We start from the raw sequence: 14,609 nt of genomic DNA on the forward strand, positions 1-14,609 counted from the left end.
AATGAGGGCACTAATTGTTTATACCGAGCTAACGGATAAAGATTCCGTGATTAGCCATGCCGTAGCAAGACTTGCCAGTGAGTTGAATGATGAGCATGTGGAAACTGTCATTATTCGTGACTTTGAAGATGGCCTCGCTTATATCCGTTCAAATACCAGTATTGATTGCTTGTTATACGGTCGCGATATGTCGGATCGTGACGAACAAATCCAAGCACATCGCTTAATTACGCAATTACACCGAAGGCAAGAAGATGTACCGGTTTTCTTGCTTAGTGACCGTGAAGAGGCATTGGTCGCCTTTGACCGCAATATGATGGAGCAAGTTGACGAGTTCGCATGGATATTGGAGGACTCTGCCGACTTTATTGCGGGTCGAGTACTTGCCGCTATCCAACGTTATCGCTCACAACTACTCCCGCCGCTCATGAAAAGCCTCATTAAATACAGTGATGTTCATGAATATTCATGGGCAGCGCCGGGGCACCAAGGAGGTGTTGGTTTTACCAAAACGCCTGCTGGACGTATTTACCATGATTTCTTTGGTGAAAATCTCTTTCGTACAGATATTGGTATTGAACGGGTGGCAGTGGGATCGCTACTGGATCATACCGGTGCATTTGGTGAGTGTGAAAAAAACGCCGCTCGCATTTTTGGCGCCGACCAATCTTATTCCGTGGTGGTCGGTACGTCCGGCTCTAATCGGACAATTATGCAGGCCTGTATGACCGATGATGATGTGGTGGTGATTGACCGTAACTGCCATAAATCGATCGAGCAGGGCTTGATTTTAACGGGAGCAAAACCCGTTTATATGATCCCAAGTCGTAACCGTTACGGTATTATCGGGCCAATTTACCCAAAAGAAATGACCCCAGATGCGATTAAATTTAAAATCGCGGCTAACCCGTTAACGAAAGGTAAAGTAAAGCAAAAACCCGCTTATAGTGTGGTGACTAACTGTACTTATGATGGTGTCTGCTATAACGCACGTAAAGTGCAAGATTTGCTCGATGGCTCTTTAGACCGTATTCATTTTGATGAGGCTTGGTATGGTTACGCGCGCTTTAACCCGCTTTATCGTAACCACTTTGCCATGCGTGACGAAGAGCGGACAGAAAACGAGCCGACTATCTTCGCTACCCATTCCACCCATAAATTACTCAATGCGCTGTCTCAAGCGTCGTTTATTCATGTGCGTAACGGGCGTAACGCCATTGACTTTAATCGTTTTAATCAAGCCTATCTAATGCACTCAACAACCTCACCGCTATATGCTATTTGTGCATCTAATGATATTGCTGCCGACATGATGGACGGCAATAGTGGACGTTCACTGACGGATGAAGTGATCCGAGAATCTATCGACTTTAGGCAATCTTTAGCCTACCTATATAAAGAGTTTCTCAATGATGATGAATGGTTTTTCAAACCTTGGAATCAGGAGATGGTGAAAGACCCCGCAACAGGGAAACGATACGCCTTTGAAGATGCACCTGTTGAATTATTGATGAGGGAACAGAGTTGTTGGGTAATGCACCCTGAAGATAAATGGCATGGTTTTAATGATATTCCTGATAATTGGGCCATGCTAGACCCCATTAAAGTGAGTATTCTTGCTCCCGGTATGGGAGACGATGGAAAGCTGTTAGATACAGGGGTTCCTGCCGCTCTCGTGACAGCATGGCTGAATCACTATGGCATTGTGCCAACAAGAACGACGGATTTCCAAATTATGTTCTTATTCTCCATGGGCATCACCAAAGGGAAATGGGGAACATTAGTTAATACGTTACTTTCCTTTAAACGCCATTATGATAACAACACTGCCTTGAAAAAGGTGTTACCCGAAGTCGTGGCGTCAGCACCTGAAATTTATGGTGAAATGGGGTTACGTGATCTCGGCGATAAAATGTTTGCCTATCTACAAAAAAATAATCCGGGTGCACGATTAAATCAGGCCTATTCGCAATTACCTCAAGTGATGATGACTCCACGCGATGCCTATCAACAAATAGTCGCTAACCGTGTTGAAGCCGTACCCGTTGATCAGCTCATGGGGAGAGTGGCTGCAAACTCGATTATTCCTTATCCACCGGGGATCCCGATGCTCTTATCGGGGGAGAACTTTGGTGATGAAAATAGCCCGCATATTCATTATCTACGGAGTTTACAGGCATGGGATAGTGAATTTCCCGGGTTTGAGCATGAAACAGAAGGAACAGAAATTATTGATGGCCAATATTATGTGATGTGTGTGAAAACATGTGATGAATAAGCGATAAAAGATAGCCCGATATTAAATGGGCTATCTTAATCAAACAATTATGCGTTGGCCTCAAATTCGCTAGTCATGGTTTCAAGCTGCTCTTGCAACTCCATCCACGCCATTTCTACCTCTTCTAATGCGTTTTTTTGCTCCGTTTGCTTTTTCAGGCACTCGGTCAATTCAGCTTTACGCTCTTGCTCATAAATTGCAGCGTCAGATAATGTTGCTTCCAATTCTGCTAGCAGCGCTGAATGTTTCTCCATTTTCTTTTCCAACTCAATCAATTTTTTACGGATAGGCTGAGTTTGTTGGCGAAATTCTGCTTCGCGGCGCTTTTGATCTTTCCTATCTTGCGCAGTGACCGTTGCGTTATTGGTTGGTCGCTCTTTTTCTTGCAATTCACGAACCTGCTGCAACTCCAGTTTATTTTGCTCTGCTAGCCATTGCTGGTAATCATCTAAATCACCATCAAAAGGCTCTACTAAACCGTCGTGCACGAGATACAAATCATCCGTTGTTGAGCGTAATAAGTGCCTATCATGGGAAACGACAACTAATGCACCTTCAAAATCAATTAAAGCTTCTGTTAAGGCTTGGCGCATATCTAAATCAAGATGGTTGGTTGGCTCATCGAGTAGTAACAGATTAGGCCGTTGCCAAACAATCAATGCCAACACTAAGCGTGCTTTTTCCCCTCCAGAAAAACGCCCGCTAGGATCAGTAACTTGATCGCCTTTAAAACCAAACCCTCCCAAATAATCACGTAACTGTTGTTCAGTCTCTTGTGGCGCAATTCGTGCTAGGTGCTGTAAAGGGGATTCATCCGCATGCAAGTACTCAAGCTGATGCTGTGCGAAATAGCCGAGTTTAATCCCTTTCGCTAGCGATACTACGCCTTGCAGAGGCTGCAAATCACCTGCAAGTAGTTTAATCAGTGTCGATTTACCTGCGCCATTACGGCCCAATAAACCAATACGAGAGCCTGGTACTAAATTCAATTTGATTGAGTTTAGGATGACTTTATCACCATAACCCGCGCTGACTTTCTCCATTTTTAATAATGGATTTGGCAAACTCTCTGGCTGGCGGAATGAAAAATGAAACGGATTATCCACATGTGCAGGTGCCACCATTTCCATACGCTCTAACATCTTAATACGGCTTTGTGCTTGTTTCGCTTTGGTGGCTTTTGCTCTAAATCGGTCGATATAACTTTGTAAGTGAGCCGCTTTAGCCTGCTGACTCTCATAGAGAGATTGTTGCTGAGCGAGTTTCGTGGCGCGTTGACGTTCAAATGAGGAGTAGTTGCCCGTATATTCGAACATTGTTTCTTGTTCAATATGCAGCACTTTATCGATAATAGGATCGAGGAAGTCTCGGTCATGAGAAATTAATATTAATGTGCCGGGATAGCTTTTGAGCCATTTTTCTAGCCAAATAACAGCATCTAAATCAAGGTGGTTGGTCGGTTCGTCCAACAGCAAGAGGTCTGAGCGACATAGCAGCGCTTGAGCAAGGTTAAGGCGCATACGCCATCCACCTGAAAAAGATTTTACAGGCTCTTGTAACTGGTTTTGGCTAAAACCTAGGCCATGTAATAGGCTAGAGGCGCGAGAGCGGATGCTCCAAGCATTAATTGCATCAAGTTGACCATGCAAGGCCGCGATTGCATTACCATCATTTTTTTCGTTGGCAAGTTGTAGCTGTTGTTCAAGCGCACGAAATTCGCGATCACCATCAATGACATATTCTAGAGCAGGAACATCCAGCGCAGGTGTTTCTTGATTAACCCATGCCAGTGACCATGTGCTGGGAAAGGTAGCTGAGCCTGCTTCTGCTTGTAATTCACCTTTGAGTAACGCAAGCAGTGTGGATTTGCCACAGCCATTTTTCCCCACGAGCCCAACTTTTTGACCGGGGTTAACTGTAGCGGTGGCATTGTCCAGAAGAACACGTACGCCACGGCGAATTTGTAAGGAAGAGAAAACAATCATAGCAGCCGTCAGTTGAAAATATGTTAAATTAAATAATGAATACCCTCAGATTTTCAACAAGCGTATGGCCATATGAAAATGACGGGGCGTAAAAATAAAAGCGCTTTACCAAAAGCTGCATGGTAACGGAAAATTATCCGTCTGACACGCCTTTGAGGAGGGAAAGATGTCAAATAAATTGAAAATACTGGTGCTCTATGCACACCCAGATCCTGATGAATCCGTCGCCAATAAAGCTTTACTCAAAGCCGTTGAGGATTTAGAACATGTCACAATTCATGATCTGTATGCGACGTATCCTGACTATTTTATTGATGTGACGGCAGAGCAAAAATTGTTATGCCAGCACGATATTATTGTATTTCAACACCCACTTTATACCTATAGCTGTCCGGCCTTATTAAAAGAGTGGTTTGATAGGGTATTAACTCGCCGTTTCGCAACGGATATGGGATATCAAAAGCTAAAAGGGAAATATTGGCGTTCCATTATTACTACAGGGGAACCTCAAGAGGCCTATCAATACGGAGGGTATAACCATTACCCTTTGAGCGATATTTTACGGCCTTTTGAATTAACGGCAGCGATGTGTGATATGCAATGGTTAGAGCCAAGTGTGATTTATGCAGCACGTCGGCAAGATAAAAAACAGTTACAACAGATTATTGCGGGATATCGCGAGTGGATTCAACAGCCACTACAAATTGGGGGGCTATCCTAATGGGGCAACTCGATATCTTTGAATCTGTGATTATTTTCTTGTGTGCTGGTGTAGTGATGGTGCCCATCGCACAAAAAATTCGTTTAGGGGCGGTACTGGGTTACCTTCTCGCAGGGATTGTGATCGGGCCATTCGTATTTGGCTTTATCCATAACGTTGACGATATTCTCCATTTCTCAGAAATGGGCGTTGTCTTTTTGATGTTTCTGATTGGATTGGAACTGAAACCATCCAAACTGTGGGAGCTACGCCGCTCAATTTTTGGGGTAGGAACGGCTCAAGTCGTTGTGACGGCTGCTTTAATGGCAGGTTTACTCTTTTTAGCTAAGTTCTCTTGGCAAGCTGCCGTTGTGGGTGGTCTTGGTATGGCGATGTCATCAACCGCAATGGCATTGCAACTCATGAACGAAAAAGGGATGTCCAACAAAGAGAGCGGGCAGCTAGGGTTTTCGGTTTTACTATTCCAAGATATGGCGGTGATCCCGATAATGGCGTTGATCCCACTGTTAGCTGGCGATACAGCAAGTAATGATTGGTATCGTATAGGGATAAAAGTGGTGGCATTCGCTGGCCTTTGGGTTGTAGGACGCTATCTGTTACGCCCAATGTTCCGTCTTGCTGCAAAATCTGGCGTACATGAAATTTTTACCGCGGCGGCATTGCTCGTAGTGCTTGGCTCTGCACTGATTATGGAAAGCCTTGGCTTCTCTATGGCATTAGGTACGTTTATGGCTGGTGTAATGCTGGCGGAAACGGAATTTCGTCATGAATTAGAGATCAATATAGAGCCATTTAAAGGGCTATTATTGGGGCTATTTTTTATCTCAGTAGGGATGTCGTTAAATTTACAAGTCCTTTGGTCATACCTACCGCAAGTTTTGCTTGGGGTGTTGGCTTTAGTCACGGTTAAAGCATTGGTTTTATATATCTTAAGTTGGATAGCAAGATTACGCGGTGGCGCGAGAGCTCAATTTTCAGGGGTATTAAGCCAAGGTGGTGAATTTGCTTTTGTTATTTTTGCGACCGCCTCTGGGGCAAGCGTGATTGATGAAAGGCAAATGGATCTACTCTTAGTCGTCGTCACCTTGTCTATGATGACGACGCCACTTGTGATGCAGTTGATAGATGCCTACCTCAACTACCGTTATAATCGCCAGCCAACGTCCACGGAGAAGCCCTTTGTGGAAGATAACGACCCACACGTTATTTTGGTTGGCTTTGGGCGGATGGGGCAAGTCGTCGGGCGTTTATTGATGGCGAACAAAGTTAAAATTACGGTACTTGAGCAGGATGTCACGGCAATTAGTACCATGCGCCGTTATGGTTATACGGTGTATTATGGGGATGCGCGCGAATTACAACTGCTACGCTCTGCTGGGGCAGATAAAGCGAAGGCGATTGTGATCACGAGCGATGTTCCCGAAGAGGTCATGGAAATTGTTCATTTATGCCAAGAAAATTTCCCTAACCTGCATATTATTGCTAGGGCGAAAGGGCGCGTTGAAGCCCATGAATTATTGCAAAGCGGCGTTAAAGATTTCAGCCGTGAAACGTTCTCCAGTGCTTTAGAGCTTGGCAGCAAGGCGTTAATCAGTACGGGAATGCACCCTCATAAAGCCTATCGTGCAAAACAGCATTTTAGGCGCTTAGATATGCGGGTATTAAGAGAGATTATCCCTGAAAATGAAGGGGATAGTGGTCAAATTTCCCGTGTGAAAGAGGCTCGTAGAGAATTAAATGAGCTGTTCGAAAAAGAGATGCTTAGAGAGCACCGCCAGCCTCATAGCTGGAATCATGATGAATAAAGGATAGGACAATGTCGTCAACACGTAAGCGATTTATTGCAGGGGCAACATGCCCTAAATGTCAGTCACAAGACACTCTTATGATGTGGCGTGAAGATAAAATTGATGTCGTCGAATGTGTGAATTGTGGGGATCAGCAGCGCCAAGTTGACGATAGTGCAACGCCTCATGTACGCAAGCAGGAACAAGTTATCGGAATTTTTACACCTGAGTAAGAGAATTTTGTCAATTCTCAATACAGCCGTCTTGTTTTCCGGTACAATTAGCAAAATTTTTTCCCCCTCTATGGGTAGTAGGAGATGTCATGAAAGTAGCAAACGATTTGGTAGTCAGCTTGGCTTATCAAGTAAGAACAGAAGACGGTGTTTTAGTTGATGAGTCCCCGGCAAATGCGCCACTCGACTATCTACATGGCCGTGGTTCTTTAATTTCAGGTTTGGAAAAAGCGCTAGAAGGCCGTGCGGTGGGTGATCACTTTGACGTTGAAGTGGCATCAGACGACGCATATGGTCAATACGATGAAAATTTAGTTCAGCGTGTTCCAAAAGATGTGTTTATGGGCGTTGAAGAACTACAAGTTGGTATGCGCTTCTTGGCTGATACAGATATGGGACCAGTGCCAGTTGAAATTACCGGTATTGAAGGTGATGAAGTGATCGTTGATGGTAACCACATGTTGGCTGGCCAAAACCTAAAATTCAATGTTGAGATCATCGCAATTCGTGAAGCAACAGAAGAAGAATTAGCTCATGGTCACGCACATGGCGCTCACGGTCATGATCATGACCATGAAGGGGGTTGCTGTGGCGGTGGTCACGGTCATAGCCATGGCGAAGAAGGTGGTTGCTGTGGTGGTAGCGAAGGTCACGGACATGGTCACAAACACGGCGGTTGTGGCTGCCACTAATTAATCAATATTAAAAAAAGGAACGCATTGAAATCGCTTTCCTTTTTTGTTTTTATAATGGGTGAAAACTTAATAGTGTGGCGGTGGTGTTTCTTCTTCAGGCCTCGCAAGATGCGAGGATTGTGATGATTTTAGTCTTTCAGCCACAATACGGATATGCTCTTGTAATTTAGACAGTTGCATTTGTTGGTCCGTAATGACTTGGTTGAGCTGTTCTATCGTTACCTCTTGAAAAGCAACTTTGCTTTCCAAAAGCTCAAGGCGTTGTTCAAAAGCGTCCGATGAATCCATTTAGTGGCTCCTTATGGTTTTTCATCATAAAAAAATCATCATAATAACTGAACATTACAAATCAATAGATAAGTTTTAGTTAAAAGGATAGGCGTTGAAACCTCTTTTTGTTAATGTTGTCTAAGTAGTCAATTCTGTTGCTTACTATTCTATACTAAAGATTATGAAGTAAGTAACAACGCATACTTATAATAGATATCGGAGATTAGGATGAAATCACTGTTTAAGGCAAGTCTTCTGGCAACGACATTGGCGCTAGCTTTCGGAGCACCACAAGTTATGGCCGCTGAAACGACAACGAAAGCGCCAACAAGTAGCGCATTTAAATCAGCCGAAGAGCGTAATGCCTATGCGTTAGGGGCATCTTTAGGCCGCTATATGCAAAACTCACTGGATGAGCAGAAAAATATTGGTATCAATTTAGATAAAGCGCAACTGCTTGCAGGCGTTCAAGATGCGTTCAACAACAAAAGTAAAATGACGGATGCAGAAGTTGAAGAAACTTTGCGTCAGTTTGAAGGCCAAGTGAAAGAAGCAGCTGAAAAAAAATGAAAGATGAGTCAGCGGCTAACGAAAAAGCAGGTGCTGAATATCGTGAAAAATACGCGAAAGAAAAAGGCGTAGTGAAAACGAAATCTGGTCTGTTATACAAAATTGAAAAAGAAGGTACTGGCGCTAAACCTAAAGCAGATGATACCGTTGTTGTTCATTATAAAGGTACATTAGTTGACGGTACTGAGTTCGATAGCTCATATTCACGCAATGAACCTCTGACAATCCCACTGAATTCAGTGATTAAAGGTTGGACCGAAGGTCTAGTTAACGTGAAAAAAGGCGGGAAAATCCAGTTAGTGATCCCTGCAGAACTGGCGTACGGTGAAAATGGTGTTCCAGGTATTCCTGCTAACTCCACACTGGTGTTTGATGTTGAATTGTTAGATATCAAGCCAACAGGCAAATAACTTTTAAGCAGTAGTTTAAAAAACCCAGCATTGTCTGGGTTTTTTACGTTAAGGCGGGATCAACTTATTTTTTGCGAAGAAAAAGTTAAACAAGATATAATAAATAATTAGTTGATTATGCTGACATATTTAAGAAAAGCCATCTGGAATTTGATTTCGAATAAGTTTATTGATTATTTGCTAAAAATAATGCTTATTTTGTTTAAAACTTGTGATAAAACAAACTGTCTTGCATGCAATCGCTTGACGGCAGCGCCCCGTAGTTTTAACTTCACTATATAACGTTTTATTATTTCTTCGCCTTATTTACTGACGCTTTATAATGAAATGCAGGCAAAAGCCTCTAACAATTAACGCCTCATTAGTCAGGTTGGTGAATTTTCGTACACTTGAAGGATGGTGTTTAAAAATGTCTAACTCAGTACTTTCAAATGATCACAGTGATATTAATTTACTTAATAATGAGCCTTTCACCCAAACCGATCATGAAATTCTAAAATCGTATGAAGCGGCCGTTGATGGCTTAGCTATGTTGATAGGTGCACATTGTGAAATTGTCCTTCATTCTCTGGAAGATTTAAAATGTTCAGCCGTCAGAATAGCCAACGGGCAACATACAGGGCGTAAAATTGGTTCACCAATCACGGATCTTGCATTGCGTATGCTGCATGACATGGCTGATGAAGAATCTAATGTATCAAAAGCCTATTTCACCAAGGCTAAAAGCGGCGATTTAATGAAATCGGTTACGATTGCCATTCGTAACCGCAATCAGCGTGTCATTGGCTTACTGTGTATTAACATGAATCTTGATGTGCCATTCTCAGAAATCATCAAAAGTTTTGTCCCTGAAGAGAAGCAAGATGTGACTTCAGACGTTAACTTTGCCTCCTCAGTCGATGATTTGGTTGCACAAACATTAGAATATACGATTGAAGAAGTTAGCTCTGATCGTAATGTGTCAAATAATGCGAAAAATAAACAGGTTGTCCTGAATCTTTATGAAAAAGGGATTTTTGATATCAAAGATGCGATAAACCAAGTTGCAGATCGCCTAAATATCTCTAAACATACTGTTTATCTCTATATTCGCCAGTTTAAGAGTGGGGAATGAACACACAACCTCTAACATACTGTTTGCTGGTGACCGGGCCTGCTTATGGTACTCAGCAAGCCGCGAGTGCTTACCAATTTGCTCATGCCCTTCTTGAAGAAGGGCATTGTTTAAAAACACTGTTTTTTTACAGTGAAGGTGTTACAAATGCGAATGCGCTCACTTCACCTGCCAATGATGAATTTAATTTAGTGAAAGCATGGCAACAGCTTGCTCAAAAGTCGGGTTGTGAAATGCATATCTGTGTGTCTGCTGCATTGCGCCGTGGTGTGGTCGATAAAGAACAAGCTGAGCTACTCTCCCTTGCTGTCAGTAACCTCGGTGATGGCTTTATCATGAGCGGATTAGGCAGTTTGGCAGAAGCAATGATGACGGCAGATCGTACTATCCGTTTTTAGGGCTTCCTCGTTATACTGCAAAAATAGCATGATATTGCAGTAGAAATGGTGACGTTCGTGGGGGATCCGTGCGAATGATGCCGTTACCTCAATGCCTAGCCGCATTTCGAATTATTTAGAGCAGATATGAAAAAATTCGCTTTTGTTTTTACATCAATGCCTCATGGAAATGCCAGTGGCCGAGAAGGGTTAGATGCCTTATTGGCGACATCAGCACTGACGGAGGATATTTCAGTGTTTTTCTTGTCGGATGGTGTGTGCCAGTTACTGGCAAATCAAAATCCCACTGAAATTTTAGCGCGGGACTATATTTCTACCTTTAAAATTTTGCCGCTTTACGATATCGACAATATTTACATTTGCTCTGATTCTTTAAAGGAAAGAGGAATTTGCGAAGAGAGTCGATGGATTGTGGACGCGAGTGTCATCAATTCGACACAAATTCGCGATAAATTATCCAAATGTGATGTTGTGCTTAAATTTTGATCTGTTGTAGGATCTTTTCTATGCTTTATACTATAGCAACTTCACCTTTTCATTGTGATTTCACGGCCATTTTGCGGCTGATTGCGCCAGATGATGCGGTATTACTGATACAAGACGGTGTGATTGCCGCGGTAAGTCAATCGACTCATTTACGTGAACTGCAACAAAAAGGTGCGCGAGTCTACGCATTAGATGCAGATGTTAATGCCCGCGGCTTGCAGAATATGATTTCAGAGCAGGTGTCTTTAGCCTCATATCGAGATTTTGTACAGCTCACAGTGAGTCATAAACAACATTTTGCCCTATAAAAGGGTTAAAAGTTGTATATTTCTTGACACCTGAGTCAGTCAGCAATAAAATTTCGCGTCCTCGTGTATCGTCATGTTGGCGAACGAGGTCGAAAATCCGTGTTTACGAAGCAAAAAAACCAGGAGCTTTTTTAATAATGGCAACTATTAATCAGCTGGTACGCAAATCACGTAGCTCGAAAGTTGTTAAAAGCAACGTTCCAGCACTGGAAGCTTGCCCGCAAAAACGTGGCGTATGTACTCGTGTATATACCACCACTCCTAAAAAACCAAACTCAGCACTACGTAAAGTATGCCGTGTTCGTTTAACTAATGGTTATGAAGTTTCTTCCTACATCGGTGGTGAAGGCCACAACTTGCAGGAACACTCCGTAATCCTGATCCGTGGCGGTCGTGTTAAAGACTTGCCAGGTGTGCGTTATCACACCGTTCGCGGTGCACTGGACTGCTCTGGTGTTAAAGACCGCAAACAAGCCCGTTCTAAATACGGTGCTAAGAAACCTAAGGCTTAATGGTTCTCCGTTAAGTAAGGCCAAACATTTTTAAACTTAATGTCAAAATACTCGAATCGAGTTTTGGGCAAACCTGAATTAAAAACGGAGTAATATCCATGCCACGTCGTCGCGTAATTGGTCAACGTAAAATTCTTCCAGATCCTAAGTTCGGATCAGAATTACTGGCCAAATTTGTGAACATCCTGATGGTAGACGGGAAAAAATCTACTGCTGAAGCAATCGTATATAACGCGCTTGAGACCCTGGCTCAGCGTTCTGGTAAGAGTGAACTTGATGCATTCGAACTTGCACTAGACAACGTGCGTCCGACTGTGGAAGTTAAATCCCGCCGTGTTGGTGGTTCAACTTACCAAGTTCCTGTAGAAGTTCGTCCGGTTCGTCGTAATGCACTGGCAATGCGTTGGATCGTTGATGCTGCTCGTAAACGCGGTGATAAGTCAATGGCTCTGCGCCTGGCAAACGAATTATCGGATGCAGCTGAAAACAAAGGTTCTGCTGTTAAGAAACGTGAAGACGTTCACCGTATGGCAGAAGCTAACAAGGCGTTCGCTCACTACCGTTGGTAATTTCACCACGTTAGTGTTTCTGAGGGTAGCTTTCTGCTACCCTTTAAATGATGAATTGAACGCCCACGAGAGAGGAAAAAATGGCTCGTCAAACGCCCATATCACGCTATCGTAACATCGGTATCAGTGCACACATCGACGCCGGTAAAACAACAACTTCTGAACGTATTCTGTTTTATACAGGTGTAAACCATAAAATTGGTGAAACTCACGAAGGTTCTGCAACAATGGACTGGATGGAGCAGGAGCAAGAACGTGGTATTACTATCACGTCTGCAGCGACTACTGCATTCTGGTCTGGTATGGCAAAACAATTCGAACCACACCGTATTAACATTATCGACACCCCAGGACACGTTGACTTCACAATCGAAGTAGAACGTTCTATGCGTGTTCTTGATGGTGCGGTCATGGTTTACTGTGCAGTTGGTGGTGTTCAGCCACAGTCTGAAACAGTATGGCGTCAGGCTAACAAATATAAAGTTCCACGTATCGCGTTCGTTAACAAAATGGACCGTATGGGTGCAAACTTCCTGCGTGTTGTTGATCAATTAAAAACACGTTTGGCTGCAAACCCAGTTCCACTTCAACTGCCAGTTGGTGCTGAAGAAGGCTTCACCGGCGTTGTTGACTTGATCAAAATGAAAGCGATCAAGTGGAGCGATGAAGATCAGGGCGTTACCTTCGAATACGAAGATATCCCTGCAAACATGCAAGAACAAGCTGAAGAATGGCATAACTTCCTCGTTGAATCTGCTGCTGAAGCATCAGAAGAACTGATGGAAAAATATTTGGGCGGTGATGAACTGTCTGAAGAAGAGATCAAAGCGGCTCTTCGCCAACGCGTTCTTGCAAGCGAAATTATCCTGGTTACCTGTGGTTCTGCATTTAAGAACAAAGGTGTTCAGGCAATGCTGGATGCAGTTATTGAGTACTTACCATCTCCGACAGATGTACCTGCAATCAACGGTATTCTGGATGACGGTAAAGATACTCCAGCGGAACGTCACGCAAGTGACGATGAGCCGTTCTCATCTTTAGCATTTAAAATTGCAACTGACCCGTTCGTTGGTAACCTGACGTTCTTCCGTGTTTACTCTGGTTTTGTTAACTCAGGTGACACTGTACTGAACCCAGTTAAAGCTAAAAAAGAACGTTTTGGTCGTATCGTTCAGATGCACGCTAACAAGCGTGAAGAGATTAAAGAAGTTCGCGCTGGTGACATCGCGGCTGCTATCGGTCTGAAAGACGTTACTACAGGTGATACTCTGTGTGCGGTTGATGCACCAATCATCCTAGAACGTATGGAATTCCCAGAGCCAGTAATCTCTGTTGCAATTGAACCAAAAACTAAAGCTGACCAAGAAAAAATGGGTATCGCATTGGGTCGTCTGGCTCAGGAAGACCCATCATTCCGCGTATCAAGTGATGAAGAAACAGGTCAAACTATCATCGCTGGTATGGGTGAATTGCACTTGGACGTTCTGGTTGACCGTATGCGTCGTGAATTTAAAGTTGAAGCGAACGTTGGTAAACCACAAGTTGCTTACCGTGAAGCTATCACTGCGAAAGTTACTGATATCGAAGGTAAACACGCGAAACAGTCTGGTGGTCGTGGTCAGTACGGTCACGTGGTTATCGATATGTACCCACTTGACAAAAATGATAAAGACGGCGTTCCAATGGATTACGAATTTATCAACGAAATCAAAGGTGGTGTTATCCCTGGTGAATACATCCCTGCCGTTGATAAAGGTATCCAAGAGCAGTTGAAATCTGGCCCACTGGCTGGTTACCCTGTTGTTAACATGGGGATTCGTCTGCACTTTGGTTCTTACCATGATGTTGACTCATCTGAACTGGCATTTAAACTGGCGGCATCAATCGCGTTTAAAGATGGCTTCAAAAAAGCGAAACCTGTTCTGCTTGAGCCAATCATGAAAGTTGAGGTGGAAACACCAGAAGACTACATGGGTGACGTAATTGGTGACTTGAACCGTCGCCGTGGTCTGATTGAAGGTATGGATGACATGGCAACTGGTAAAATTGTCCGTGCACAAGTACCATTGTCAGAAATGTTTGGCTACGCGACTGACCTGCGTTCACAAACGCAAGGTCGTGCTTCATACTCAATGGAGTTCTTGAAGTACAATGAAGCACCAAACAACGTTGCACAAGCTGTTATCGAAGCTCGTAACGCTAAATAATCGGTTTTAATCGATTTAACTACTTTAATTAAGTTCCTTCTTCACAGTGAAGAAGGAACTCCATAA

The 14,609-nt window shown here is 43.4% G+C and carries 14 protein-coding genes and 1 pseudogene; 13 read left to right on the top strand and 2 right to left on the bottom strand.

Translation table 11 applies throughout. The features are described from left to right. The first annotated feature begins 1 nt into the window (after position 1). Entirely contained in the window at positions 2-2,278 is a 2,277-nt protein-coding gene (gene adiA / locus M1E93_RS01325) for an arginine decarboxylase (RefSeq protein ID WP_004923888.1), read from the top strand. Positions 2,279-2,325: 47 nt separating this feature from the next. Here the strand turns inward: adiA and M1E93_RS01330 are convergent, their stop codons facing one another. Then, complete coding sequence (locus tag M1E93_RS01330) at positions 2,326-4,263, bottom strand: ABC transporter ATP-binding protein (RefSeq protein WP_036942164.1); 1,938 nt, start codon at positions 4,261-4,263, stop codon at positions 2,326-2,328. Positions 4,264-4,429: 166 nt separating this feature from the next. Between M1E93_RS01330 and kefG the strand changes: the two genes are divergently transcribed. The 4 genes from kefG to slyD all read left to right on the top strand — a co-directional run bounded on the left by kefG (position 4,430) and on the right by slyD (position 7,696). Beyond that, the gene (gene kefG, locus M1E93_RS01335) at positions 4,430-4,984 is read left to right on the top strand and encodes a glutathione-regulated potassium-efflux system ancillary protein KefG (RefSeq protein ID WP_004923894.1); all 555 of its coding nucleotides are present in this window, start codon (positions 4,430-4,432) and stop codon (positions 4,982-4,984) included. After that, the gene (kefB, locus tag M1E93_RS01340) at positions 4,984-6,789 is read left to right on the top strand and encodes a glutathione-regulated potassium-efflux system protein KefB (protein ID WP_004923898.1); all 1,806 of its coding nucleotides are present in this window, start codon (positions 4,984-4,986) and stop codon (positions 6,787-6,789) included. The genes kefG and kefB overlap by 1 nt, the downstream gene beginning before the upstream one ends. An 11-nt stretch (positions 6,790-6,800) precedes the next feature. After that, on the top strand, positions 6,801-7,004 hold the full coding sequence (locus tag M1E93_RS01345) for a YheV family putative zinc ribbon protein (RefSeq protein WP_004923902.1): 204 nt from the start codon (positions 6,801-6,803) through the stop codon (positions 7,002-7,004). Between the two features lie 89 nt (positions 7,005-7,093). After that, on the top strand, positions 7,094-7,696 hold the full coding sequence (gene slyD, locus M1E93_RS01350) for a peptidylprolyl isomerase (protein ID WP_053110224.1): 603 nt from the start codon (positions 7,094-7,096) through the stop codon (positions 7,694-7,696). 69 nt (positions 7,697-7,765) lie between these two features. Here the strand turns inward: slyD and M1E93_RS01355 are convergent, their stop codons facing one another. Then, positions 7,766-7,987: a SlyX family protein gene (locus tag M1E93_RS01355; RefSeq protein ID WP_004923904.1), complete on the bottom strand. Its 222-nt coding sequence runs from the start codon at positions 7,985-7,987 to the stop codon at positions 7,766-7,768. A gap of 210 nt (positions 7,988-8,197) precedes the next feature. Here M1E93_RS01355 and fkpA point away from each other — a divergent pair. The 8 genes and pseudogenes from fkpA to fusA all read left to right on the top strand — a co-directional run bounded on the left by fkpA (position 8,198) and on the right by fusA (position 14,543). Beyond that, a pseudogene (gene fkpA, locus M1E93_RS01360) lies at positions 8,198-8,949 on the top strand (FKBP-type peptidyl-prolyl cis-trans isomerase). 409 nt (positions 8,950-9,358) lie between these two features. Next, positions 9,359-10,063, top strand: a complete 705-nt coding sequence (locus M1E93_RS01365; protein ID WP_014656963.1) for a helix-turn-helix transcriptional regulator — start codon at positions 9,359-9,361, stop codon at positions 10,061-10,063. Next, positions 10,060-10,461: a sulfurtransferase complex subunit TusD gene (gene tusD, locus M1E93_RS01370; RefSeq protein ID WP_014656962.1), complete on the top strand. Its 402-nt coding sequence runs from the start codon at positions 10,060-10,062 to the stop codon at positions 10,459-10,461. Before M1E93_RS01365 ends, tusD begins: the two co-directional genes overlap by 4 nt. Before the next feature lie 126 nt (positions 10,462-10,587). Then, the gene (tusC, locus tag M1E93_RS01375) at positions 10,588-10,947 is read left to right on the top strand and encodes a sulfurtransferase complex subunit TusC (RefSeq protein WP_004923916.1); all 360 of its coding nucleotides are present in this window, start codon (positions 10,588-10,590) and stop codon (positions 10,945-10,947) included. 20 nt (positions 10,948-10,967) lie between these two features. After that, positions 10,968-11,255: a sulfurtransferase complex subunit TusB gene (gene tusB / locus M1E93_RS01380; protein ID WP_004923919.1), complete on the top strand. Its 288-nt coding sequence runs from the start codon at positions 10,968-10,970 to the stop codon at positions 11,253-11,255. 137 nt (positions 11,256-11,392) lie between these two features. After that, positions 11,393-11,767, top strand: a complete 375-nt coding sequence (gene rpsL / locus M1E93_RS01385) for a 30S ribosomal protein S12 (protein WP_004923923.1) — start codon at positions 11,393-11,395, stop codon at positions 11,765-11,767. Positions 11,768-11,865: 98 nt separating this feature from the next. Then, complete coding sequence (gene rpsG / locus M1E93_RS01390) at positions 11,866-12,336, top strand: 30S ribosomal protein S7 (protein ID WP_004923925.1); 471 nt, start codon at positions 11,866-11,868, stop codon at positions 12,334-12,336. Positions 12,337-12,416: 80 nt separating this feature from the next. Beyond that, on the top strand, positions 12,417-14,543 hold the full coding sequence (gene fusA / locus M1E93_RS01395) for an elongation factor G (protein ID WP_004923927.1): 2,127 nt from the start codon (positions 12,417-12,419) through the stop codon (positions 14,541-14,543). The last annotated feature ends 66 nt before the right edge of the window (positions 14,544-14,609 follow it).

The organism is Providencia sp. PROV272, assembly GCF_049901975.1.
Classification (GTDB): Bacteria; Pseudomonadota; Gammaproteobacteria; order Enterobacterales; family Enterobacteriaceae; genus Providencia; species Providencia stuartii.